This is a genomic window from Chryseobacterium sp. 1B4 (assembly GCF_036631475.1).
Classification (GTDB): domain Bacteria; phylum Bacteroidota; class Bacteroidia; order Flavobacteriales; family Weeksellaceae; genus Chryseobacterium.
The window spans coordinates 334,698-358,764 of sequence record NZ_JAPNUF010000011.1 but is presented as its reverse complement, the minus strand read 5'-3'; the positions used below and the strand labels follow the sequence as shown (position 1 = coordinate 358,764).

The 24,067-nt window shown below is 37.1% G+C and carries 26 protein-coding genes and 5 pseudogenes; 5 read left to right on the top strand and 26 right to left on the bottom strand.

Annotated elements, in window-relative coordinates; genetic code table 11:
• Positions 1 to 8 precede the first annotated feature (8 nt).
• From OWR28_RS23860 to OWR28_RS23795, 14 genes and pseudogenes are all read right to left on the bottom strand, one after another.
• Positions 9 to 236, bottom strand: coding sequence for an ADP-ribosylglycohydrolase family protein (locus tag OWR28_RS23860; protein ID WP_494168533.1), 228 nt, complete (start codon positions 234 to 236; stop codon positions 9 to 11).
• 122 nt (positions 237 to 358) lie between these two features.
• Positions 359 to 949, bottom strand: a complete 591-nt coding sequence (locus OWR28_RS23855; RefSeq protein ID WP_332388794.1) for an ADP-ribosylglycohydrolase family protein — start codon at positions 947 to 949, stop codon at positions 359 to 361.
• Positions 949 to 1,635 (bottom strand): SIR2 family NAD-dependent protein deacylase, encoded by a 687-nt coding sequence (locus OWR28_RS23850; protein ID WP_332389000.1) that lies wholly within the window; start codon positions 1,633 to 1,635, stop codon positions 949 to 951. Before OWR28_RS23850 ends, OWR28_RS23855 begins: the two co-directional genes overlap by 1 nt.
• Positions 1,636 to 2,226: 591 nt before the next feature.
• Positions 2,227 to 2,859, bottom strand: a complete 633-nt coding sequence (locus OWR28_RS23845; RefSeq protein WP_332388793.1) for a DUF4291 domain-containing protein — start codon at positions 2,857 to 2,859, stop codon at positions 2,227 to 2,229.
• Positions 2,856 to 3,655: pseudogene (locus OWR28_RS23840) on the bottom strand (TIGR02452 family protein). The gene OWR28_RS23845 and the pseudogene OWR28_RS23840 overlap by 4 nt, the downstream one beginning before the upstream one ends.
• Before the next feature lie 489 nt (positions 3,656 to 4,144).
• On the bottom strand, positions 4,145 to 4,618 hold the full coding sequence (locus tag OWR28_RS23835; protein WP_332388792.1) for a macro domain-containing protein: 474 nt from the start codon (positions 4,616 to 4,618) through the stop codon (positions 4,145 to 4,147).
• A gap of 52 nt (positions 4,619 to 4,670) precedes the next feature.
• On the bottom strand, positions 4,671 to 5,753 hold the full coding sequence (locus OWR28_RS23830; RefSeq protein WP_332388791.1) for an adenylosuccinate synthetase: 1,083 nt from the start codon (positions 5,751 to 5,753) through the stop codon (positions 4,671 to 4,673).
• A gap of 68 nt (positions 5,754 to 5,821) precedes the next feature.
• Positions 5,822 to 6,460, bottom strand: a complete 639-nt coding sequence (locus OWR28_RS23825) for a hypothetical protein (protein ID WP_332388790.1) — start codon at positions 6,458 to 6,460, stop codon at positions 5,822 to 5,824.
• A 217-nt stretch (positions 6,461 to 6,677) separates the two neighbouring features.
• Positions 6,678 to 7,013 carry a hypothetical protein gene (locus OWR28_RS23820; protein WP_332388789.1) on the bottom strand — a complete coding sequence of 112 codons (336 nt, stop codon included), beginning with the start codon at positions 7,011 to 7,013 and terminating at the stop codon, positions 6,678 to 6,680.
• Positions 7,014 to 7,075: 62 nt separating this feature from the next.
• On the bottom strand, positions 7,076 to 7,471 hold the full coding sequence (locus OWR28_RS23815) for a hypothetical protein (RefSeq protein ID WP_332388788.1): 396 nt from the start codon (positions 7,469 to 7,471) through the stop codon (positions 7,076 to 7,078).
• Between the two features lie 2 nt (positions 7,472 to 7,473).
• A complete protein-coding gene (locus tag OWR28_RS23810) occupies positions 7,474 to 7,653 on the bottom strand; it encodes a 2OG-Fe(II) oxygenase (protein WP_332388787.1) in 180 nt (59 codons plus the stop codon).
• Positions 7,650 to 7,925, bottom strand: a complete 276-nt coding sequence (locus OWR28_RS23805) for a hypothetical protein (RefSeq protein WP_332388786.1) — start codon at positions 7,923 to 7,925, stop codon at positions 7,650 to 7,652. Before OWR28_RS23805 ends, OWR28_RS23810 begins: the two co-directional genes overlap by 4 nt.
• A gap of 122 nt (positions 7,926 to 8,047) precedes the next feature.
• Positions 8,048 to 8,590 carry a riboflavin biosynthesis intermediates N-glycosidase gene (gene ybiA / locus OWR28_RS23800; protein ID WP_332388785.1) on the bottom strand — a complete coding sequence of 181 codons (543 nt, stop codon included), beginning with the start codon at positions 8,588 to 8,590 and terminating at the stop codon, positions 8,048 to 8,050.
• A gap of 316 nt (positions 8,591 to 8,906) precedes the next feature.
• Complete coding sequence (locus OWR28_RS23795; RefSeq protein WP_332388784.1) at positions 8,907 to 9,602, bottom strand: NUDIX hydrolase; 696 nt, start codon at positions 9,600 to 9,602, stop codon at positions 8,907 to 8,909.
• A 124-nt stretch (positions 9,603 to 9,726) separates the two neighbouring features.
• On the opposite strand from OWR28_RS23795, the pseudogene OWR28_RS23790 reads away from it, so the two are divergent.
• Positions 9,727 to 10,370 (top strand): annotated as a pseudogene (locus OWR28_RS23790) (DUF1579 domain-containing protein).
• 47 nt (positions 10,371 to 10,417) lie between these two features.
• On the opposite strand, the gene lepA reads toward OWR28_RS23790, so the two are convergent.
• The 6 genes from lepA to OWR28_RS23755 all read right to left on the bottom strand — a co-directional run bounded on the left by lepA (position 10,418) and on the right by OWR28_RS23755 (position 15,087).
• A complete protein-coding gene (gene lepA, locus OWR28_RS23780; protein WP_002982007.1) occupies positions 10,418 to 12,214 on the bottom strand; it encodes a translation elongation factor 4 in 1,797 nt (598 codons plus the stop codon).
• Between the two features lie 124 nt (positions 12,215 to 12,338).
• Positions 12,339 to 13,358: a hypothetical protein gene (locus OWR28_RS23775; protein ID WP_332388781.1), complete on the bottom strand. Its 1,020-nt coding sequence runs from the start codon at positions 13,356 to 13,358 to the stop codon at positions 12,339 to 12,341.
• Between the two features lie 100 nt (positions 13,359 to 13,458).
• Positions 13,459 to 13,590, bottom strand: a complete 132-nt coding sequence (locus tag OWR28_RS23770; protein WP_332388780.1) for a hypothetical protein — start codon at positions 13,588 to 13,590, stop codon at positions 13,459 to 13,461.
• Positions 13,578 to 13,970: a hypothetical protein gene (locus OWR28_RS23765; RefSeq protein ID WP_332388779.1), complete on the bottom strand. Its 393-nt coding sequence runs from the start codon at positions 13,968 to 13,970 to the stop codon at positions 13,578 to 13,580. Before OWR28_RS23765 ends, OWR28_RS23770 begins: the two co-directional genes overlap by 13 nt.
• Positions 13,971 to 14,098: 128 nt before the next feature.
• Complete coding sequence (locus OWR28_RS23760; protein ID WP_332388778.1) at positions 14,099 to 14,518, bottom strand: hypothetical protein; 420 nt, start codon at positions 14,516 to 14,518, stop codon at positions 14,099 to 14,101.
• Positions 14,519 to 14,535: 17 nt separating this feature from the next.
• On the bottom strand, positions 14,536 to 15,087 hold the full coding sequence (locus OWR28_RS23755) for an RNA polymerase sigma factor (RefSeq protein ID WP_002982020.1): 552 nt from the start codon (positions 15,085 to 15,087) through the stop codon (positions 14,536 to 14,538).
• 182 nt (positions 15,088 to 15,269) lie between these two features.
• Between OWR28_RS23755 and OWR28_RS23750 the strand changes: the two genes are divergently transcribed.
• The 4 genes and pseudogenes from OWR28_RS23750 to porW all read left to right on the top strand — a co-directional run bounded on the left by OWR28_RS23750 (position 15,270) and on the right by porW (position 19,833).
• The gene (locus OWR28_RS23750; RefSeq protein ID WP_332388777.1) at positions 15,270 to 16,019 is read left to right on the top strand and encodes a Rossmann-like and DUF2520 domain-containing protein; all 750 of its coding nucleotides are present in this window, start codon (positions 15,270 to 15,272) and stop codon (positions 16,017 to 16,019) included.
• Positions 16,009 to 16,527 carry a KdsC family phosphatase gene (locus OWR28_RS23745; RefSeq protein ID WP_034694018.1) on the top strand — a complete coding sequence of 173 codons (519 nt, stop codon included), beginning with the start codon at positions 16,009 to 16,011 and terminating at the stop codon, positions 16,525 to 16,527. The genes OWR28_RS23750 and OWR28_RS23745 overlap by 11 nt, the downstream gene beginning before the upstream one ends.
• Before the next feature lie 8 nt (positions 16,528 to 16,535).
• Complete coding sequence (locus tag OWR28_RS23740; protein WP_332388776.1) at positions 16,536 to 17,099, top strand: Maf family nucleotide pyrophosphatase; 564 nt, start codon at positions 16,536 to 16,538, stop codon at positions 17,097 to 17,099.
• Between the two features lie 149 nt (positions 17,100 to 17,248).
• Positions 17,249 to 19,833, top strand: a pseudogene (gene porW, locus OWR28_RS27355) (type IX secretion system periplasmic lipoprotein PorW/SprE).
• Here porW and tsaB read toward each other — a convergent pair.
• From tsaB to OWR28_RS23695, 6 genes and pseudogenes are all read right to left on the bottom strand, one after another.
• Positions 19,778 to 20,530, bottom strand: coding sequence for a tRNA (adenosine(37)-N6)-threonylcarbamoyltransferase complex dimerization subunit type 1 TsaB (tsaB, locus tag OWR28_RS23720; RefSeq protein ID WP_332388772.1), 753 nt, complete (start codon positions 20,528 to 20,530; stop codon positions 19,778 to 19,780). The pseudogene porW and the gene tsaB overlap by 56 nt on opposite strands.
• Before the next feature lie 81 nt (positions 20,531 to 20,611).
• Positions 20,612 to 21,361: an SDR family NAD(P)-dependent oxidoreductase gene (locus tag OWR28_RS23715; RefSeq protein WP_332388771.1), complete on the bottom strand. Its 750-nt coding sequence runs from the start codon at positions 21,359 to 21,361 to the stop codon at positions 20,612 to 20,614.
• An 11-nt stretch (positions 21,362 to 21,372) separates the two neighbouring features.
• A pseudogene (locus tag OWR28_RS23710) lies at positions 21,373 to 21,766 on the bottom strand (tautomerase family protein).
• Between the two features lie 41 nt (positions 21,767 to 21,807).
• Positions 21,808 to 22,179 (bottom strand): YraN family protein, encoded by a 372-nt coding sequence (locus OWR28_RS23705; protein ID WP_332388770.1) that lies wholly within the window; start codon positions 22,177 to 22,179, stop codon positions 21,808 to 21,810.
• 42 nt (positions 22,180 to 22,221) lie between these two features.
• Positions 22,222 to 23,150, bottom strand: a pseudogene (locus OWR28_RS23700) (S66 peptidase family protein).
• Positions 23,147 to 23,833, bottom strand: coding sequence for a LysE family translocator (locus OWR28_RS23695; RefSeq protein WP_002982035.1), 687 nt, complete (start codon positions 23,831 to 23,833; stop codon positions 23,147 to 23,149). The pseudogene OWR28_RS23700 and the gene OWR28_RS23695 overlap by 4 nt, the downstream one beginning before the upstream one ends.
• Positions 23,834 to 24,067: the final 234 nt, after the last annotated feature.

Sequence of the window (24,067 nt, the reverse complement as noted above, 5' to 3'; positions counted from 1 at the left end):
TGTGCATTTTAATTCATTAACTTTTGGTGTAATTTCTCACACAGCTTCTCAATATCGTCCTTTCTCACCAGCTCAGCAATCCATTCTTCAGGAATATTTTCATATCCATAATAAATTCCGGCAATTCCTCCGGTAATGGCTCCTGTGGTATCGGTGTCTTCTCCGAGATTAACCGCTTTTAGAATGGCTTCAGGATAGCTTTCTGAGTTGAGAAAACACCATAGAGAAGCTTCCAGGGTGTGAAGGACATAGCCGCCACTCCTGATTTCATCTTCAGCATATCCGGAAATATCATTTTTTAAAACCCTATTGAAAAGTTCAATTTCTTTTGGGTTAAAACCTTGCTCTTCAGCGTATTTCAGAGTGATATTTTGTGTTTGTTCATATGCTTCTCTTTATTCTTCCCTTTCAGCAGCTGAACGGCAAAAATGACATAAATGAAACAGGCAAAAACAGAACGGAAATGCCCGTGAGTAATTGCTGAAACCTCTTTTACCGTCAGATAGAGCTTCTGAATATCATCTTCTTTTTCAAGATAAAAAGCAAGGGGAAGAATTCTCATCAAAGAGCCATTTCCGTTGTCTTCTTCAAAAATATTTCCTGAAAACTTCGCACTTTCACCTTTAATTAATCTCGCCAGGGAATGTCTTGTTGTTCCCCCAATGTCAAAAAGCCTTCCATGAGCAGTCCAGTGCCCATATTTGTTCCATTTCACAAAGCTCTGTCCTATTTTTTCCAGATCATATCCTTTGGAAAGTTCATCAGCAAGGCAAAGTGTAAGAGAGCTGTCATCACTCCAGGTTCCTTTGGGCTGATTCCAGGACATATATTCCAGCATTTTTGTTACCGGAAAACGTTTTAAATCTTCTCTACTTTTAAATTCCACCGGAACACCAAGGGCATCACCGATGCACACGCCCATAATTCCTGCTTTTACTTTATTTTCCATCAGGCAAGGTTGACCAGTTTATCAAACAACAATTTCATTCCTTTAGTTGCCGGCTCTTTCATGACTACGGCTCTCTGTCCGTAGCCAAATCCTGTTTCATTAGGATTGATCACGATCAGAAGACAGTCATCCTTGATATCATGAATCAGTCCGGCTGCCGGATATACCTGCAGAGAAGTTCCTATTACGAGCAAAATATCCGAATCTTTAACAATTTCCCGTGCAGTCTGATACAAAGGAACATCTTCTCCGAACCAGACGATGAAAGGTCTTAACTGTGCCCCATCTTCGGCTTTATCCCCAATTTTAATATCATCTTTTTGTTCATAAACCAGATTTTTATTGTTGCATGAGCATGATTTGAACAGTTCTCCATGGATATGAAGAATATTGGTAGATCCTGCTCTTTCATGAAGATCATCAATATTCTGGGTAATAATCTGAACCTCAAAATATTTTTCCAGTTCTGCGAGTAATTGATGAGCCTCGTTGGGCTGTACTTCATGCAGCTGGCGTCTTCTCTGGTTGTAAAATTCCAGAACCAGCGCTCTGTCTTTTCTCCATCCTTCCGGACTTGCCACATCCGTTACATTATGATTTTCCCAGAGACCGTCTCCGTCTCTGAAGGTTTTTATTCCGCTTTCGGCACTGATTCCGGCGCCGCTTAATATGGTTAGTTTTTTCATGGTTTTTAATTTTTCTTTTACATTCTGAAAAATAATAATGATCAAAATGATTATAAAAACAGGAATTAATATTATCCATACAAGAATATCCTTTATTCCTATTTTTTCTTTTATTCTAAATTTTTCTTTCGTTTTGTAGTTGATAAAATCTACAAAATTTTCTTTATTTATAAGCTCCTTTTCATATCCCCTCCAGTCAAAATTTGTGATAAAATCTCCAAAAACATACAAATCAGGAGATTTAGGATCGGATAAATCGAAAAAATAAAAGGTTTCAAAATCCTGCCCAACCAGAGGTTCATACTCAATATGATGCTGGAAACAAAAAAGACTTTCAGTACTCAACAGATTCCTTTCTTTTAAAGCCTTTTTCAGTTGCTTCTGATATTTTTCCAGCTTTGTAATATTATATTCCACAGGAAAAACATTTGATCTTTTTCCTGCTTTCTGAAGATAATAAATATAGTTTTCAGGAAACTGCAGATTTAATTCTTTCTGAAGAAAAGCAATTTCTTCATTGGTCAGTCCTATGTTAGGGTCTTCAGGTTGATCTACAAATCTGAAATTATATTTTTTCACTTTAAAATTCTTTTATCTTAAATTGAGTTTTTTATTTAAAACTTCATCAAATAATAATGGTTTTTCTTCAGGAACAATCAGATTATCCAAATCATCATTTAAAACGAACTGGTATTGTTCTTTCACAAAATCTGAAATATTTTCAATTAAAATAATATCGTCTTTGGCAAAAGATCGGATAAATTCATTTCGTAAACCTATTTGGATTGCTCTTCGTTCAAGTTTATTTCCAAATGGGTCATGATCCGGATCCCACTGGAGCCTTACTGAGGATTCTTTCACCTGATCCTGCCATTCTTCTCTTGAGATTCCAAGTTTTTTATTGTAAGAAGAATATACTGCATTTTCCAGATATTTTCTGAATGCATCTTTTTTCAAATGAATTGCAAGAACACACTCCTGATCTTCTTTTCTTCCCCAGCCATTGCGATACATCATCCAAAGAAAATTAGGTTTTATCCAGGTCATTCTTTCAAAACTGAAACCTCCACCAAAAAATTGGTTTTTAACGGCAAATTCTCCTATCTCGTTTCTATAGGATTGATATACTACAATTTTTTCATCATCATATTGAGCCATGATATGATACCCTTGTTGAGGCCATTCCAGAAGCTGTTCTTTATATTTTTTTAGTTTAATTTTCATTGGATTTCTTCAAACGGTTTCAGCATTTCTTCTTTCCTGGTAAGCACTGCAAAAACCACTCTTTTAAATTTATTTTTATATTTCCCCTGAAGATGCTTTTTAAACAATCCTGCAATTTCTTTTGGATCGTTTTTAAACACGCCACAGCCCCAGGCTCCTAAAATTAATACCTCATTTCCTTCGTGCAAGGCAAGGGAAAGCATTTTATCCATCCGGAGATCCATTACATCAAGTATTTCATGAGCCTTTTCCGGTTCCTGGCGCTTTACCACGCCTGCATTAACAGCCGGAGAAGTAATAAAATTGCACAGAACGGGCTTATCCAGTAACTCTCCCTTATCTTTTCGGAACACCGGAACTTTCGGGCTGTAAATCATTGTGTCGGTATAAAAACAGGACTCCATTGCACGGTGGATTTTATAATAATCCCACGCCTGAAGCAGACTTTCATGCAATCCGGAAGTTCTTGCCAGGCTTTCTTCCTGTGCTTCTGCCCCGTTGATAAATCCTCCCCGGGATTTTTTGCCGAAGCGAAGTTCAGACACATGATTTTTTCCTGATTTTCTTCTTGGCTTAATTGTAAAATTGCCTTCAGAGAACTGCAGTTCCAGGTTTCAATTTTTGTTTCAAAACCAGTTTCCGGCATCGGAAGCTCTATCATCTCAGAAAGGTGTTCCGGAGTGAAAAGAACGGTTTCCTCTTTACTGATTTCCAGCTCGTTTTCTATATTTATTTTTTGGTTATGTCCGTTAATATAATATTTTCTGGCAAGGATATCCAAGGTATCTTTTGCCATTCCTTTATTAGTCATAGTTAGTTTTTTAATGTTTAACATCAATTCTTCCAAATCAGCATTTTCTGTTTTTTCAAAATCATCACCTATAAATACTTTGGTTGCTTTAATATCTCCTATAATCGCGTTATTAAAGCTATTCAGTTCTTCAGAAGGGATCCATAACTCATTATGGTTTCCAGCCCCGACATTCTGTGCCGGATATTGATCTGCGACTTCTTCCAACACTTCAAACTGAGTTACAAAACCAAGATAGTTTCCGGCTTCGTCTCTGGTATTCCATTTTTCAGCAATTTCTGAAGCATATTCTTCATTAAGAACAGGATAAAAAACAGGCTGCCATTCTAATCTTGGAGGAAATTTTTTAAAACCGCTTTCCATAATCAATATCATTTCCTTTTCTCCTACCGGTCTGTATAATGTTGTTGTTTTCATGTTTCCCATCTATTTTATTATATTGCGGTTCCAATTTCTATTTTCTGTATTAATTTATTAAAAATCATACACATACACTTCCACATTCTTTGCAAGCAGTGCTCTTTCAATAATAGGTTCTATTTCTTCCCATTTTCCGCCTGCCAGACCACATCCTATTCTCGGCATATGAACACTTGCATTAAGCAATAAAGCTTCATTGGAAAGTTTTTCCAATCCTTTTTCAATAGCATCATATCGAACAGGAACACCATTACTTCCTGTTTTTATTCCTTTTTGTCCGATTATATTGGCTACATAAACGTATGTTTCAACCTGCACCAACTGAATCTCTCCTAAAGCAAAATTATTTTTACTTCTGAAGCGGTGCCAGTTTCTGTATTCTTTTTCCGGCTCTTCCCATCTTTTGGAAACTGCCAGTACAAAACCTTTTCCCCAACCTCCGATATCATTGCAGATATGAGCGATGATTTTTATTCCTTTGGACTGTGGGACCGTAGCATCTCCTTTCAAATATTGTATCGTTTTCATGGATAATTACTTTTATTCAATATCATTTCCTCCTCAAATAAAATTAATATTTTTAACTGCAGGATTTAAAAATCCGTCTAAAATCTTTTGAGTACGGAGAATAAGAGCCATACACAGCATCAAACTCCACATCAAGATTTTCTACTTTAAATTCCTCATCAATCTGATCCAGGCAGGTAATGACAAGATTCTTTTTAGTCGGAAATATATAAGTTCCGTCCACTTTCAGGGCATAATTCAGCAGCTTATCATCTAATTCTCCTGTTCTCAGCTCCTTCTGATATTCATTAAATATACAGGTTTCCTCTTCATTATTTCTAAGTTTCATTTCTTTTTCATTGCTCATCCAGCCGTTTCCGTGGCGGGTTGCATAGCTTCTGGTGACATAATACATTTCAATGTCTTCAATTTTCAAAAGCTTACAGACTTCGTAAGCATTTTTCGAAGTGGTATGAGCATAGGTCACATTGGGGAAAATACCATGATCCATATCGAGTAAAATACCCTGGCTTCCTTCAAAAATAAGGTGATTGAACGAAGCCAGCCAGGTATAATCATTTATTTTCCAATCAATTCTATCAATAGCTTCTAAAAAAGGCTGTAAAAGCTCACTGATCTCGTTTTCATCTGTAAAGCCATAGTAATAGGCAATTCCTTTCAACTTTTCCATCAGCATTTCTCCGGGCGCAATCAGATCTATAGCAAACAGTTTATAGGGACTTTCATTTCTTTTCATCGTGGCTCCTACTCCTTTTCCGCAGGTTCCGTGTTCCAGGTTTCTTACATTCGTCCTGTTCTGCCAGACATCAAAAGGGGTAGTAACCTTTGCCAATGGATGAATATGCAGCTCAATATTTCCATTCTTTGTCTTCAGTTCTTCTCTTTCATTAAGGAGAAAAATGGGATGAACAGTACAATGTTCTGTAAAGTAAGAAGGTAATCCTCGAAGAGATCCACTCCCAAAACTGGAATGCACATGCTTTCGATCATCAATCATGACAGTATGAGCAGCCTGCTGACCCCCTGAAAACCGGACTACAACAGCCTCAGGATTCTGAGAAGCCAGAAAATCTGTGGTAATTCCTTTCCCTTCATCACCAAAACCAAGTCCTATTACTATTTGCGCCTTTTTCATCTCTTTTTATTTTTAAAAGCTTGCTATCATCATTTGTGTTTAATTTTCCTGATGGCAATTGCTCTGTTTTAAAGCATTTGAATCTGATCCAACCCTTCTGTTCCTGTTGTTCCAAAGGTGGAATTTTTAAACTTATCACAGATAATTCCTTTAATAACATTCGGAATCTCTCTGTGATCTTCTATGGAGATGCAATGTTGTCCTAATAATTCTCTCCACCCTCTGTCTGCTCTCAGTGCCTGATCCGAATGCAAAACACTGATGTGGTAAACTTCATATTTCTTCTTTGCTTCTTCGAGCAATTCAACATGAGTATAGGTCTGCTGCCCTTTCCCCATAATTTCTCTGATTGCGGAAGCAGGAAGTGTTTTTAAGCAAGGTTCATCCCCAACAGTAAACAGCAATCCTTTTTGTTTTCTTTTCTCAAAGGCATCTGTTCTGGTGTGGAAAGCTGCAAAATACCATGCTAACAGGTAGCTTTCACCGGCATTTCCTCCTCCGCCCGATTCAATATAAGTACGGGTAAGCCACATATCCAGCTCTGCATCCCCGGACTCAAACTGTCCTACCTGAAGCGGATAGCCATCACATTCATGATCTCCGATTCCAAGGAACAATAAGGCCGGATCAGGAACGCCTCCCTGGATAATTCCGCCCATCAGCTTAGGCAATCCATCTCTGATCAGTTCATGAGGAATATGCCCCATACTTCCGGTAACATCCAGTCCTAAAATAATCGGAACCGAGTTAGGGTGAACTTCCGAGTCTCTGGATTCCTGAAAGAAATCCCGTGAGGATTCATGGATTCATGAGCCATTCTTTTGGCATTCTGGGTGAAAATTTCTCCCGCGGATTTTGTTCCGTAACCTGCTTTTCTTGCTCTGTCATAACGAGCCTCTAAATCATATCTTGTACTTCCCATGACTATAATGTTTTTCCAAATAAATATTCAAATCTTCTCTGGGTTACTTCCAGCTGAATATTCAGATTTCTGATTGTTAATGATAATTCCATGTCTTTCTGAACAAATGCTTCCGGATTGAAATCCACAAAAGTCAGACTGTTTCTGTCCAAAGGACTGATATCAATAAGCCCTTCCTGTTCACGCTCGAGTCTTTTAATTTTAAGTTCGATATCTTCGACGCTGCGTCTGTAGATCAGTTCGGAATCTGCTCCGATGATCCTTGCCCGGTCTTCTCTGATCTGATCATTATTTCTTTGTAATGATCCGATAAATCTGGGTTTTAATTCATCTTCCATAATCAAATATTTTTATTTGTGTTTGTATTACGCAAAAAATAGAAGGCATAGTTTTATATTTTTTATTTTCCTAAATCAAAGCATGCCTTAATGTTCTTCAAGGTTCCACTTTTCCTTCTCTCATCAGAATTGAAATCAATACCTAAAAAATGAGTGCACATTGTCATGCCATATTGATCTCTTTCTTTATCCGTTTGAAATCCTCCAATTGTTTTCCAGTTTTCCGCCTGGCAATTGAATGTATTTACAGAATATCTTGGTTTCTCGCCTATATGAAGTATAGTCACATTAGAGGTCTTATCTTTTAAAAATTCCATCATTAAGGTATCTGTTCCAGTAAAATCTCCAATCAGAAATTCGCATTCTGACAGATTACATTCCTTTATAGGTTCTATATAAAACCGATGAAAATTATCCCAGGATATATTTCCATTTCCAAAAACATATATTTTTTTCATGATCATTTTTTCAGGTACATTACATCTGTTCTCAACACATATTTCTGCCCGCTGATCAAAGTCTTTCCTTCGTGTCTCAGTGGATGATAAAAAATAAGGGCTGTTCCTTTCTTTGGAACTACAGTAAATAAGTTCTCAAATTCTGTTTCTCCTCCTTCAAAATCATCATTCAGATAGATCATAAAGGTGTAAAAGCTTTTTCATTTTCATTCCGTATATAGCTTCCATCTCTGTGCATTTTAAACTGCTGTCCGGGCGCATATTTATAAATCCTGAGCATTTCATTAAAGTTAAGGACCTGGTATCCATCCTGTTCCTGAGGCAAAAACTCTACAGCCTTGTTAAAAAGCTCCTCAGCAATTGTTGTATCAAAGATCATCAATCGGTCATTATTTCTGATTCCTTTATTCATCTGCTGGCGGCCGAATACATTGATTTTTGCTTCTTCAAACACTTTTTCCAGTGAAAGATTGATATAATGATCACATTCTGCTTCGGTCAGAAAATCTTCAATCAGAAATATCTGTGGGTGTAATTCTATTTTTCCATATTAATATTTTGTGTCTGGTTATGTTTTTACCTTCTTAATTCATCCCTTACTTGCATCAAAGCAAATCCTAACAGGTTTTCTCCGTTCCATAGTAAAGGATTTTCTGCTCTGTGATCTGTTTCCAGCATTCCGATTCCCCAGATTCTGTCATAAGGACTCGCTTCTACCAAAACTTTGTCCCCGGTTGACAAAAGAAAGTCTTTAAATTTCTGATTTTGAGAGAATTTCAAAAGATTTCCCTGCGTTACAATTTCAAATTTATGTTTGTCCCACTGTTTAGGATCAAAGTTTTTTACTTTTCTGCCTAAAGCTTTTGCCTGGTTAGGGGTATTTGCTTTTAAAATCTCCTCTTCGGTTTCATGATCATTAAATAATCTGGCCTTTCCTGCCATCATATAATGTTCTGCCGTTTTATAAATGATCCCGTTTTCTTCAAAATTTCCGGGAAACCACTGACTGAAACATGATTTGGTAACGGCATCTTTTGCCGTGTGGCCCCAGAAAAAGAGTAATTTTATCTTTTCTTTTTTCTGAAAGCGTTCTTTTATATTCTGCAAATTGTATTTCATGATTGCGTTATTTTTACACAAATTTAAAGCAATATCATTTTCCTTTCAAATTTATTTGTGTTAAATTTACGCTAATAATTGTAACCAATTGATTTACAGAGATAAAAATTTATTTTATAAAACATAAATTTGTATCACAAATGGTACCATCTTTAAGATGTTTAGGCTAAAGCCGATCGAATTGATCATAAAAAAACGGGCTAAAGCCCGTTCCTGTTGAATGTTTTCAATTGATATTTATACTGTGGCTTCAAAAATGTCATAAATATGAGTGGATATTTTTGCAAAACATTCGTGAAATTTGTGTTTGTAGATCTTATTTAATCTCGAAATAAAACCCCTGCTCTTCAAGCTCTTTATACTTTTCCTTATTGAAAGTAAATAGTTTTCCAGGTCTTCCGCTGCCTTCTTTTTTTACGTTATTGGTTTCATTAAGCAGCCCGTAGCTCATAATTTTTTTGCGAAAGTTTCTTCTGTCGATTTCCTGTCCTATAATGGTTTTATAAAGGTTTTCAAGATCTGAAAAAGGGAATTCTTCGTTGAGAAGATTGAATCCGATCGGCTGATACTGAATTTTTGTACGAAGTCTTTTTAAGGCAGTATCAATGATCGTTTTATGGTCGAAAGCCAATGAAGGAAGCTTATTAATGCTGAACCATTGTGCATCTTCAGCATCAGAGTCCGCGAAAAGCTCATGATAAGATGGGTTCACAAGTCCCAAATAAGCCACAGAAACAACTCTGTTTCTCGGATCCCGGCCCAGATCACCAAATGTATACAGTTGTTCCAGAAAATCGGGTCTTATACCTGCCTCTTCATACAGTTCTCTTTTTACTGCGTCATCCACACTTTCATCATCAAGAACAAGCCCTCCTGGCAGTGCCCATCCTCCTTTAAAAGGTTCAATATTTCTTTTAATCAGAAGGATCTGAAGATCTTTTTTATCAAAATATCCGAAGATGACGGCATCTACAGCCACTTTTATATCCTGTAATTTTTTTGGAGACTCCATAAAATTGATTTGCGTTACGAATACACAAAGTTACAATTTATGCGCATAGTAAAAAATAATTAGAGGTATAATAAAAGTTCTTATCTTTAAGTTATCATTCTAACCATCTTAAAACTAAACCATTATGAAAAATTTATTATCTATTCTTGTCGCAGCTTTTTTATTAACGGCTTGTGAGAAAGGAAAAACAACAGCAGCCAATAGTACTGATAAAGCCGATTCCACAGCTGCAAAATCTGAATGGAAACCAGTAGATTCTGCGACAGCTATGAAAGCATGGATGGAGTACTCTACTCCGGGAGAAATGCATAAAATGCTGGCAAAATCCGACGGAATATGGACAGGAGAAACCACCATGTGGATGGAAGACGGAGGAAAGCCTATGATGAGTAAATCTGAGACTACCAATAAAATGATGTATGACGGACGCTATCAGATCAGTAATCACAAAGGAAATTTTATGGGAATGCCTTTTGAAGGAATGAGCATTGTGGGTTATGACAATTCCAAAAGAAATTTATCAGTTCCTGGATCGACAATATGGGAACCGGCATTATGCATGGTGAAGGAGAATGGAATCCTTCTACAAAATCGGTTGAATTCAAAGGAAAAATGACAGATCCTTCAAGACCCGGAAAAGATTGTGATTTCAGGGAAGTTTTCACTTTTGTAGATGACAATACCCAAAGGCTGGAAATGTACGGCCCGGACTCCAAGACAGGAAAAGAGTACAAAACCATGGAAATAAAATACACCCGTAAGAAATAATCAACAAAAAACCGCTTCTGATGAAGCGGTTTTTATTTTATAATGAATTAATCATTCAGCTTTAATACAGCCATGAACGCTGATTGCGGTACTTCTACCCTACCAATCTGCTTCATTTTCTTCTTACCTTCTTTCTGCTTTTCCAATAACTTACGCTTTCTGGAAATATCTCCACCGTAACATTTTGCGGTAACGTCTTTTCTTAAGGCTTTAATGGTTTCTCTTGCAATTACTTTCGTACCCAAAGCAGCCTGAACAGCAATATCAAACTGTTGTCTCGGGATCAGCTCACGAAGCTTTTCACACATTTTTTTACCAATGTGATACGCATTACTGTCATGAATCAAAGATGAAAGTGCATCTACCATATCACCATTGATCAGGATATCCATTTTTACAAGCTTGGAAGCTCTGAATCCAATTGGATGATAATCGAATGAAGCATATCCTTTAGAGATCGATTTTAACCTGTCATAGAAATCGAAAACAACCTCAGCAAGCGGCATATTGAACACCAATTCCACTCTTTCAGAAGTTAAATAGCTTTGATTAACTATTTCTCCTCTTTTTTCAATACATAAAGTCATTACCGGACCTACGAAATCAGACTTGGTAATGATAGAAGCCTTGATAAACGGTTCTTCCACTCTGTCCATAATAGACGGATCCATCATTTCAGAAGGGTTGTTGATCAGAATCGGAACTTCAGGTTCTTTTTTGGAATATCCAAAATAAGATACGTTCGGTACCGTAGTGATCACATTCATATTAAACTCTCTGTCAAGACGTTCCTGTACGATTTCCATGTGAAGCATTCCCAGGAATCCGCAGCGGAAACCGAAACCAAGAGCGGCAGAACTTTCCGGTTCGAAAACCAGGGAAGCATCATTCAGTCTTAATTTCTCAAGAGAGAACCTCAGCTCTTCAAAGTCCTCAGAATCAATTGGATAAATACCGGCAAATACCATTGGCTTTACTTCCTCAAATCCATCAATCGGAGCAGCTGCAGGTCTGTCAAAAGAAGTGATGGTATCCCCTACTTTTACTTCACGGGCATCTTTGATCCCGGACACCAGGTAACCCACGTCTCCGCAATGGATTGTTTTCTTAGGTACCTGCTTCAGTTTTAATGTTCCTACTTCATCAGCCCCATATTCTTTTCCTGTAGCGAAGAATTTGATCTTTTCATTTTTAGTAATGCTTCCGTTTACTACTTTGAAATACGCTTCAATACCTCTGAAAGGGTTATAAACAGAGTCGAAGATCAAAGCCTGAAGCGGACCATCGGGATCTCCTTCCGGTGCAGGAATTCTTTCAACAATCTGCTCTAAAAGGTTATGAACACCTTCTCCTGTTTTTCCGGAAACTCTCAGTACATCTTCATAGTCGCACCCGATCAGGTTCATGATCTCATCGGTTACTTCCTCAGGATTGGCAGACGGAAGGTCAATTTTATTCAGAATCGGAATGATTGTCAAATCATTTTCCAGTGCCAGATACAGGTTACTGATGGTTTGCGCCTGAATACTCTGTGCAGCATCCACAATCAGAAGTGCTCCTTCACAGGCAGCAATGGAACGGGAAACTTCATAGGAAAAGTCAACGTGTCCCGGTGTATCAATAAGGTTTAAAATATATTTTTCTCCTTTATATTCATAATCCATCTGGATAGCGTGCGACTTAATCGTAATCCCACGTTCTTTCTCCAAATCCATATCATCAAGCGTCTGAGACTGTAGTTCTCTTTGGGTAACGGTATTCGTGTACTCCAACAGACGGTCTGCCAGGGTACTTTTACCATGGTCGATATGGGCGATTATGCAAAAATTTCGTATGTTTTTCATTTAAGAATCTTGTAGTTTGCAAAGATAAGAAAATGCAGGAGAATTTTTCATTCTTAATTCTTTCTTTTAACTGAAACACAGATAACAATAAGAAGAGAGGCAAAACTTTCCCCCTTTTCAAATATTATTTTGTTTTGCCAAAGTCTTCCGGTAACACATAATTTCCGGTAAAAGGATCAAGATAAACTTTGGGTCCTACAGTATTCTTTCTTTTGCCTGATAAACTGACATCAATCACTGCACCAATAACGCCACCAATCAGACCTCCTGCAGCAGCACCAATTGTAACCCCCGTTGTTGCCGTTTCAGGAAATAATTCTGCTTTTGTTACCTCAATAAAAACACCCTTATCATCTTTGAAAATCTCAGTGTAACCCACGGGGATATTTTTGTATGCAATGCCTTTATACACAAAACCATAAAAATGCCTTATTGCCGTTTTTTCTTCTCCTTTTACGGCCTTTGTAACGATTCCTTTATCATTAGTCTGCAAAGTAAATCCGGGTTCAGGATTGTGAGTAAAAAAGCTGTAATAGTCTTTATAAACTCCTTCTTTTAATTCATCTGCTTTCAGAATACTAAGTTTTTCTTTTAATATAGGAACATAGTCTGAAAGCTCGTTTTCTGAAATACTAAATTCCCAAGGTGTTGCTTTATAGGATTCTTTAAAAAGATCAGTAAGAATTAAAGTTACTTTTCTTGCCAGACTTTGTGCCAGATAAGGAGTTGTTCGTGATGAGACTGTTGCTACAGTATCTTTTCTGTCAATAAAATGATATCCGTCTTCTTTCTTAATAAATGTACTTGCCTTTAATTCAAGCATTCCGATAGAGTACTTTTCTTTTTTGTCTTCTGAAATATTTAACTTCTCCAACAGAATGACCATATCATTATTTCCTCTTACCGGATTGTATTTATAAAACCAATCCTGTATGTCTTTGCCGGCACCGTTCTCGAAAATAATTTTCACCTCATCCTTATGGTGCATAACCATTCCAATTTCCTGATTTTCCCTTTGATCTATTACCGTAAGACTCTTGATAGAATTTTTGCCATCCTTAATAGATTTTGAAAGATCAATGGTTTCTATTTTCTGCGCTGATGCAAAAACTGACATAAGTAAAAGGAAAAAAAGGTTTCTCATAATTTATGTTTTAACTACAGCAAAAATAGGAATTTGAAGCAAAATTAAACGGCTCTCAGAAATATCTGTAAGAGCCGTCCAACATTAAAAAAATAAACTATTATGGGTTTTGTTTTGGTCCTGAAGCATTATTGTTGTTTCCATGAGGTCTTCTTTCATCCATTTTATCCTTCATCATTTTTTCTGATTGAAACAGCTTCAGAACTTTCTGGCAGGGTATCACCTGCTGCATTTTGTCTGCATATTTTTTCTGTTATCCAGCAGCTTTTGTCCCACTTCAAAGCTTTGCTGTAATTTGGCCTTAGCTTCCTCATCCGTTAAGGTTTCCGGATCAAAGTTTGAATTGAACTGACTTTTTATCTGTTTCTGGCTATCCAGATATTCGTTATACAATTGTGTAAATTCGGCTTTATCCTCCGGATCAACATTCAGATTATCCATGATCATATTGTTTCTGAATTTCTTCAGAAGTTCTTTTCTCTCTTCAGGAGAAAGGTTATTGATGACTTCCTTTCTTTGTTTAGGATCCATCTTTTTCCAATCATAATCTGTTCTTTGGGCATTTAAACCAAAGCCGTAAATAATCAAAAACGTCAATAATATCTTTTTCATCTTCTTTTAATTATAAATATCCAAATAAACGTCCTGAGTTGAATTACTTGCTAACTCTGCAATTTCAGAATTAGAAAATGAATCCAGATAGTCATTCATTCGTGTTTCTTCTTTTTTATTTACAGTTTTCACCGGTTTTGGTGTGTCTGTTGTTTTTTCAGTTTCCTGGACGCTTTTTGAAGCGTACACATTGTTATTTTTTGATTTTCAACTGTTTGATTATTATTTTCAACAGAAGTTAAATCAGATTTTAAAGTTTCATAAGCCAACTCACTTTCTGTTTTTGGTTCTCCGTTATTGGCCACATACGTTGTTTTAGAGTTCAGTATTTGTTCCGTGGAATCGTTATCTGAATTGAAAACATAAGTTGCCCCAAAGATCAAAGCCAGTGATGCCGCTGCTGCATACATCCAGTTCAGCTTAAAGACAGGTGCTTTTTTACTTGTCTTTATATCATTCATAACGCTCTCCTGAATATTTTCAAACAAATTTTCAGGGACTGTGTAAATGTTTTTACGTTCTAATTTTTCTATATCGAACTCTTTCATCTTTGTTGGATCAAAAATTATTTTTCGTAATTTTCTTTAATATAATCTTCTATTTTCTGTTTGGCATAATGATAATTCGTTTTCAGAGTCCCTACCGACATATCTACAATCTTTGATATTTCTTCATAGGGCAAATCATCATAATACCGCATCATAAATACCAGTTTCTGCTTCTCGGGCAGGCTCTGTATAGCGTTCTGCAGTAAAATCTGTATTTCTTCAGCATCATCATCTGTATTATCAGCTACGAGATTCTGCATGTGATAATCCGGGTCTTCGTCAGTTTTCTGCATCTTTTTCATTTTGTTGACCTGCTGTAGCGCCTCGTTGGTAGCAATTCTGTACAACCAGGTATACAGCTGGCTATCATTTTTGAACTGATGAAAATTCTGATAAGCTTTAATAAAAGTTTCCTGCAAAGTATCCTGTGCAAGATCTCCGTCCACAATAATTCTTCTTATGTGCCAGTACAATCTGCTTTGATAGGCATCCATCAAGGCACGGACACCTTTATCCTGGGTCCGTGGATTCTGCATCAACGAAATAATTTCCGCGTCCTTAATCTTCATAAGATGCCTTACATTGTTTTGGATTACAAAAATAACTGAAAGTTAAATTAATTATTCAATTTTCAATTTAAATATTAAAAATATTATGAGACACTTACGCAATAAACGTGCCTGTATTGAAGTACATGATTTCCAAAGCTGACTTCCTTTCCCGGCTCGGCTTAAAATCCTATATTTGTTATATGCAAATTGTAATTATCGGTTCCGGAAACGTTGCCTATCATCTGGCAAAGGCTTTCACTTTGAAAAGCATTCCTGTGGCCCAGTTATTTGGGAGGAACGAAAAAGAATTAAGTAAAATTTCCGAAGAATTAAACATTCCCTACTCCACAGATCATCTGGAAAAGGCAGATCTTTATATCATCTGTGTAAGTGATCATTCTGTAGAAGAAGTTTCGAAGATCATACCCGGAAAAGACTTTCTGGTTGCGCATACTTCAGGATCACTTCCTAAAGAAATTCTTGCCGGCGAATACCGGAAATCCAGTTTCTATCCTTTACAGACCTTTTCAAAATCCAAAGAACTGGAATACGAAAAAATTCCGTTTTTTGTAGAGGCTGAAAATGATGAAGACCAGAAAATATTGTTGGATCTTGCTTCAAAAATTTCGGAAAGGGTGATGGAAAGTACTCATGAAAAAAGAAAGTATATTCACCTGACGGCTGTTTTTGCATGCAATTTTGTGAATCATCTTTTTTCAAGGGCCAAGGAAATTTCAGATTCTCAGGAAATTCCGTTTGATTATTTCTTACCATTGATTGATGAAACAGTTCAGAAAATTCATACAATTGAGCCTAAAGAGGCACAAACCGGACCTGCCGTAAGAAATGATGTCAGGATTTTACAGCTGCATGAACAGTTATTAAAGGACGAGAGCCTTGACATTTATAAAACAATGAATCATTCTATTCAGAAAATGTATGAGCTATAAAGAGAAATTAAAAGATATTAAGGCATTTGTATTTGATGTTGACGGTGTTTTCACAGACGGAAGTGTATATCTGCTTCCCGGAGGAAATATGTGCAGGGTAATGAATGTCCTGGACGGCTATGCTGTGGTGAAAGCATTAAAAAACAATTATCTGATTGGTGTTATTACGGGAGGAAATGATGAAATGGTAAAACACAGAATCAACTACCTTGGAATTCAGGATTACTATCCGAAATCTCACAATAAAATAGATGATTTTGAAGACTTTAAGAAGAAATACAATCTTAAAAATGAAGAAATTCTGACGATGGGTGATGATCTTCCGGATATTCATATTATGGAAAGTTCGGCTATTGCTGCGTGCCCTGAAAATGCAGTTCCCGAGGTAAAAGGAATCTCTGATTATATTTCACCTAAAAAAGGAGGAACAGGAGCGGTTCGTGACGTGATAGAACAGGTGATGAAAGTTCAGGGTAACTGGCATGATGATAATACCCAATCTGTATAATTAACGGCATGAAATTACTTTTAGCATCACAATCCCCAAGAAGAAAGGAACTTCTTTCCAGCCTTGGTTTTGAATTTGAGGTTGTCAAAATAGATTGTGAAGAAATACTTCCTCAGCACATTAAAATAGAAGAAGCCGCAGCGTATCTTTCCGATTTAAAAGCGGATGCTTTCAGAAGTCTGGAAGGGGACGAAGTGCTTCTGACTGCTGACACAGTGGTAGCTATTGATAATCAGATTCTAGGCAAGCCTAAAGATGAAGCAGATGCCTTTAAAATGCTCCAGAGCCTTTCAGGAAGAACGCATCAGGTGTATACAGGAATTACCATCAGAACTGCCAATCAGTCTTTTACGGAAACAGATGTAGCCGATGTAGCTCTGGATGTGCTTACGGATGAAGAAATTAACTATTATGTGCAAAATTACAAGCCTTTCGATAAAGCAGGAAGCTATGGCATCCAGGAATGGCTGGGAATGGCAAAGATCACAAGCCTTACAGGAAGCTTTTATACGATTATGGGACTCCCTACCCACCTCGTTTACAAAATTTTGAAAAAAACCGCTTTGATTTAAAAGATTTTTAGAATTCCGGATATCTGTTAAAGAAGAAATAAAATATTTCCTGCGGAAATATAAATATTATTCGTTATAAAATTTTATTATTTTTACAAAATCATCAAACTGCTGATAATAAAAAGCAGATTAGCGAGTTATATTGAATAATGAAAAAGAATATATTATTCCTTTTAGTCATATGCCTTGTTGCCTCCTGTGCTACCAAAACAAAAAAGCCGGAGCAGCGTTCAAGGGTATTGAAAGGATTTTCCACATATTACAATACTCTGTTTAATGCGAAAGATGCATTAAACAGTGAATTTACGGCCAGGGACAAAGGGCACAAGGACAATTTCTATGCTCCTTATATTCCTATTCTGACATACGAGGAACAGCCTTTGGGGAGTGACCTTGGGCAGACTGAAGCTTTTGCAGAAAATTCTATAAAGATGGCCGAAGTAGCCAACAGACCCTCCGGAAGAGGTAATTCGGGAGTTCCGAATATTCCTGGCGGGCCTCCGGGAGGCGGGCCATCAAGACCGGACGGTGAGGAGAGCAAAGGCGCTACCACCCTTGAAATTGCAGAAGCCAAAGCTTTAAAAGCTATTAATAAATATTCGGTAACCAGAAATGGTGAAGAGAAAAACAAGCAGATTTTTGATGCCTATATGATCCTTGCCCAGGCAAGAATTTACCGTGGTAAATCCCTGGAAGCTCTGGATGCGCTCAATTATGTCTTCACACACATGAAAGATGATAAAAGAATTGCACTGGCAAGAATTTATCAGGGGCTTGCTTATGATAAAATCAAAGATTACCACAGAGCACATGAGACTTTTGCCAAACTGAAAGGAGAAGATATAAATAAAAGCTACGCAAAGCTGCTGAGTATTTACTATGCTGAATCTCTGCTTGATGCAGGAAAAAAGAAGAGGCAGCCAAGGAACTTGACAATGCTTTTGAACTGAATAACAACAGAAAGGTCAAAAGCAGAATCGCTTATCTGAGAGGTCAGGTTTATGAAGAACTGAACCAGAATGATAAGGCAAGAGAAAGCTATGCTGCGGCATACAAATATGCCAATGATTTCGAATTCGAAGTAAAATCCCAGATTGCAATTGCTAAAACCTTTAACGGTAAAGGAGATTATGCCGGGGCAAAAAATTACCTGGAGGGAATCAGTAAAAAAGGAACTTATGGTTCCAGAAAGAATGAATTTTACTATGCCTTAGGTTTGATGGCTAATAAAGCCGGAAAAAAGATGAAGCACAGCAATTCTTCAGAAAATCACTGTTTGAGAAGGTTTCTGACCCTCAGATCCGTGGGCTGACTTATTATGAAATAGGAAAAAGCTACCTTGATAAGAATGATTATATAGGGGCAGGAAGCTATTACGATTCTGCACTTGCCGTAATGACTTATGAACCGTCAAAAGTCTTGTTGAAAGACCAATCCGAATACATTAAAAAGATTTCCAAAAACTACTATCTGATCAAAAAGAATGACAGTATTCTTTCTCTGGCAAGGATGGATGATGCCCAGAAGACTGATTATTTCACAAAATATATTGCAAAATTAAAGATTAAAGAAGAAAAAGCAGAACAGGAAAGAAGACGTGCTGAAAGAAGTAAAGGTTTTGATACAGGAGATTACAGCGCCAATTCTATTTTTGCCAACAGTGGTAATTCTTTTGAAGACTTTGGAGTAACTACAAAAGGTTTTTACTTCAGCAATACAGGAACTGTAAGCAAAGGGACCTCTTCATTTAAGCAGATCTGGGGAGACCGTGCTCTTGCCGACAACTGGCGTTCTTCCAAGAAGATGGCCTCTATTGAAGATATGAAGAATGAAGCTCTGGGAGTTACTTCAGCACCTAATCCAAGACGTTTTGAACCTGCTTATTATATTGAACAGATTCCTACCGACCAGGGCAAATTGTCCCAGTTAAAAAAGGACAGGGATACCGCTTCTTTGGGACTTGGTATTATGTATCAGAACTATTTTACCAACACTCCCTGGCGACTAAAACGCTTTATGACCTTGTAGATGTGAAGCCGGAAGAAAAGGTAATGCTACAGGCATTGTATGAGATTTTTGCCATGAATTATGAAAAAATCCCCAGGCTTCTGAAAGAGCAAAACAAATTCTGTTAGCTGATTATCCTTATACTTCATATGCTGAGTTTGCAAGAAATCCTAAAAACAAATCATTTGTGAAATCAACTGAGGAAGTTGAAAACGAATATAAAAAGGCATATGCCCTGTTTGAATCGGAAAAGTTTACGGAAAGTAAAGAGGTGATCGATCAGACCATCCAGAAGTTCCCGAAGGATGCACTGGTTCCTAAACTATATCTTTTGAATGCTTTCAATGCTGGAAAATCCAGTGGTAAGGAGGTAATGATTCTGCAGCTTGAACAGATTGCGCTGAACTATTCCAAAACTCCGGAAGGTGTAAGAGCGAAAGAAATGCTGAATTACCTGAAAAGTGATCTAAGCTTCCAGGCAACGGATAATAAAGGAAATACCATCCCTCAGCAGCCTTCAGGAGCTCCCGTACAGCCCAATGCCCAGAATACAGGTATTTCACAAATGAATAACGGGAAAATCCAGAAGCTGGACAGCGCTCAGAATCCGAATATGAATAATACGGCTCCACAACAAAATCCCGGGCAACAAAATCCCGGGCAGCAAAATCCTAAGAAAACAAACGAAACAAAATCAGGGTCGAAAATCCCGCCAAGACCTCAATAAAATAAAAAAGCGAAGATTTATTCTTCGCTTTTCTTTTCTTTACTCCATGGAAATCTTTGAGATAAAAAGGCTCAAAGTACGCCATGTCTTCAAATTCTTTATGCTTTATCTTTTCCAGTGTCTTCCTGATCAGATATTGTGCAGAGGGATATACATCTTCTTTAAAAGCTGCATCCGGAAGATTCAGGATATCTTTTGCCTTTTTAGCCCCATCCCCTACAAACAGGACTTTTTTATCTTTGAATTCTTCAAAAGAAGCTTCATCTAAAATTTTGGCTTCAGTGGCTGACAATTCTTTTCCTGTCTTACCGTCATAAACAGCTGTATAAACCTCCATTCTCCTCGCGTCGATCAAAGGCACTATGAGCTCATAGTTATCGCCTAAAAAAGGCTCTATCATGCTTTCAAGAGAATTTACAGCTACCAGAGGAACTCTAAGCCCGTAACAAAATCCTTTTGCCGAAGCAGCTCCGATTCTTAAGCCGGTGTAGGAGCCCGGTCCCTTTCCTAAAGAAACCGCTTCAATCTCTTTCAGAGAAATACCAGCTCCTTCCAATGCCCATTCAACATAAGTGTGTAAACTTTCAGACTGTTTATAGTTTTCGGAAACTTCTTCACAAAGGCATAACAGCTTCTCATTATCTGAGACTGCTACTGAACAGTTTTTAGATGATGTTTCCAGATATAGAATTTTCATTTTTTTCTTTTAAGCTAAACTGCAAAATTACAAAAAGGCAAACCGCTTTAATGTTCTGCAAATTTACTCCATTATTTTGGACTATTTTCTATAAATTGTTCTCGGTTCTGCCTGGGCACTTGGATAGATGGTCATATCTGAAATGGTAACATGCTTCGGTGCATTCACACAGTAAGCAATTGCGTCTGCAATATCTTCCGCTTTCAATGCTTCATAGCCTGCATACACCGTTGAAGCTTTATCGCTGTCTCCTTTGAATCTTACCAGGGAAAAATCCGTTTCTACAGCGCCTGGCTGAATGTTGGTTACCTTGATTCCAAATTCAGTAAGCTCCAGCCTCATCCCTTCGGAAATAACATCTACTGCTTTTTTCGTCGCACAGTACACTACTCCATTCGCATAAGTTTGTCTTGCTGCTACGGAACTGATATTTACAATATGACCTAAATTTTTAGTTTTCATAATCGGGATGACCATTTTGGATACATAGAGCAATCCCTTAACATTTCCGTCTATCATAGAATCCCAGTCATCCGTTTTACCAGCCGACAGCGGATCTAATCCGTGCGCATTTCCCGCATTATTGATCAGAACATCAATATCTTTCCAGTTCTCAGGAAGAGAATTGATGGCTGTTTCCACTTCTTCAAGATTTCTTACATCAAACTTTAAACTAAATATTTCGGTAAATTGGGAAAGTTCAGTCTTTACAGATTCCAGCACTTCACTTCTTCTTCCGCAAATAATTATTCTGTTTCCTTGTTTTGCAAGAAGTTCTGCAGTAGCTTTTCCTATACCGGAAGTAGCTCCGGTGATCAATATTGTCTTCATATTTTTTTCTCTTAAATGATATGCTTTGCCCCCTGTATTCCACCATTTCCAAACGACCAGTCTTCCTGACCGTTATTCTCAGTTAATACAATAATGATATTATTTTTTGTAATTGTAGTTGATGCTTCTATTTTTTCAGCAATAGAAGCATATAACCTTTTTCTTTTCAAAATCCCTTCCTTTTCCTGCAGTTATCTGTATAAAGATGATTTCTTTTGTATGAGGGATGTCCAGATAGCTTTGAGGAAATTTAACCTGGTGTGATTCCAATTCTTCTATAACATGAAAATAATCATCGGCCGGGATATTAAATTCATTCATAAGAGCCTGATGTACAGAAATGGAAATCTGATCTTTCTCTTCTTGTTTCAGCGTTTCAGGCAGGCTAATTCTTACAAAGGGCATATGGTAAATTTTAATTATTTATACTCAAAGATAAGACATATCTAATTGGCATCAAACGCCTCAAAGGCGTCTTCAATATGTTCAATTATTAAATTTTTGTTGTCGTCAGGAAGAGCGGAAATAATATCAAACCTTACTTCGTTATCTTTATTAAATTGTTCCAGATAATGATTGGCAGCAGAAACAATAGATCTTATCTTTGTTTTGGTTACAGCTTCCTGTGGGAGCATAAATGCATCAGTAGATCTTGCTTTTACTTCCACGATGATAATCAGATTATCCTTTTCAGCAATAATATCAATTTCAGCTTTCTGAAAACGGAAGTTTCTGACCAGGATTTTATAGCCATACTTCTTGAGATGCTCAACAGCGAGATCCTCTGCCATTTTTCCAAAATCGTTATGGTTTGCCATATTCAGTATTTAAGAGTCTGGAGATAGGAGGGAGGTACCTACTTAAAAATCAATTTTTACTTTATTATCAACCTTTAGCTTAACCTCGCTTCCGATAATTAATGGCCGGTTGTCTTTGATATGTCCATTCGGGAAGGCAAATACCACAGGGAATTTATATTTTGAAATTCTGTCAGAAATCAGCTTGTAAGCAAACTCGTCAAAGCTTTCTTCATAGCTTTTGTTTTCTTTTTCATCTCCCATATTGGTCATACCCCCAACAATGAGTCCTTTAATTTTGTTAAAAACTCCTGCCAGCTCCAGGCTCATGATCATACGGTCCAGGGCATAGAAATTTTCACCAATATCTTCAATAAACAAGATTTTATCCTTAAAATCAAAAGAATATTTGGTCCCCAGAAGGGCATAGATAAGGGCTAAATTGCCTCCAACCAGCTCACCCTTGATATTCCCTTCCTTATTAAACTGATGAGATTCAAGGCTGTATTTGGGCGTTCTCCCTTTCAGGATATCGAAAATAAGATCATAACTTTTATCCGTAACTCCAAAACTGGATGTTTTAATGGTCTGGCCATGGATAGAAGCGAAGCCTTTTTCAAAAGATAGCTTTGAATTACAGTATTATCGGAATATCCGATATACCATTTCGGGCTTTCTGTAAAGTTTTTCAGTTTCAGATGCTGAATCAGGTGCTGGCATCCATAACCTCCTCTAGAAGCCCATACGGCTTTTATTTCTTTATCATTTAAAGCCCAGTTGATATCTTTTATTCTTTCCTTTTCTGTTCCGGCATAATTGTATCCGTTTGAAAATTTAGCGTAAAGATGTTCCCCCGGAACGGGTTCAAAACCTCTGCTTTTAATCATTTCAATCCCTTTTTCCAGTTGTGAGGCATCTACGGCACCTGCAGGGGAAATAACAGCTATTTTGTCTCCTTTTTTAAGAGACTTTGGAAAGATCATTTTTTTCATTTTGTTTTTTGATATTTTACTTCTTTCTTTTCTGCTTCCTCCAGCTGTCTGTCAAACTGGTTGAATTTTTTGAAACTCTGAAGGAAAATAAAGAAACTGAAGATAATAAGAATACAGCCAACCACCCGTCTGATCTGGTTGGCTAATTTTTGTGTCAATTTATCGTGAAACTGCTTGGCAAGAAATATCTTCGCAAGGTCTATAGATAGGTAAGTGGCCAGCACTATGCTGATGTATAAAATAAAACTGCTGGTGTCCGGGTATTGATTCCTTACGGAAATTACCGTTACCAGCCAGAAAAGGATAACACCAACGTTGAGAAGATTAAAGAAGAAACCATTGAAAAATGTCTTGATATAATTCTGGCCAATGATCTTTTCTTCACCAGGCATATGCATTTTGGTTTTGGTAACCAGCATCACAATCCCGTAGATGAAAATAAGAATGGAAGTAATTCTGTAAAATCCGGGATGCTTATCTATTAAAGTTACAATATCTGTACTGGCATAGTACGCCGCTACAATGCATAACAAATCTGCTGTGATAACGCCAAGATCCAGTGATAGGGCATGTCTGGGGCCTCTGGAAAAGCTGGTTTCGATTAACAGGAAAAAAATAGGTCCTATGAAAACCAGGCTCAGCATAAATCCTAATATGATGGCAGATAGTACAAGTTCTAGCATTAAGTGGTGTTTTAAAATGAAAAAAAATTCATTTCGTTTAATACAAAGTTAGACTTTATGATTTAATTATTCAATAAAGTTGTGATATATCAAGTGGATTTTAATCAGAGTTTAATATAAAAATTTTAAGAAATAGGAGAGGGAGCATATTAAAAAGCTCTTAATATGAAAAAACAAAAGGCTGATCGTTATTGAACCATCAGCCTTTTTATTTACTGTCTTTGGAGACATTAT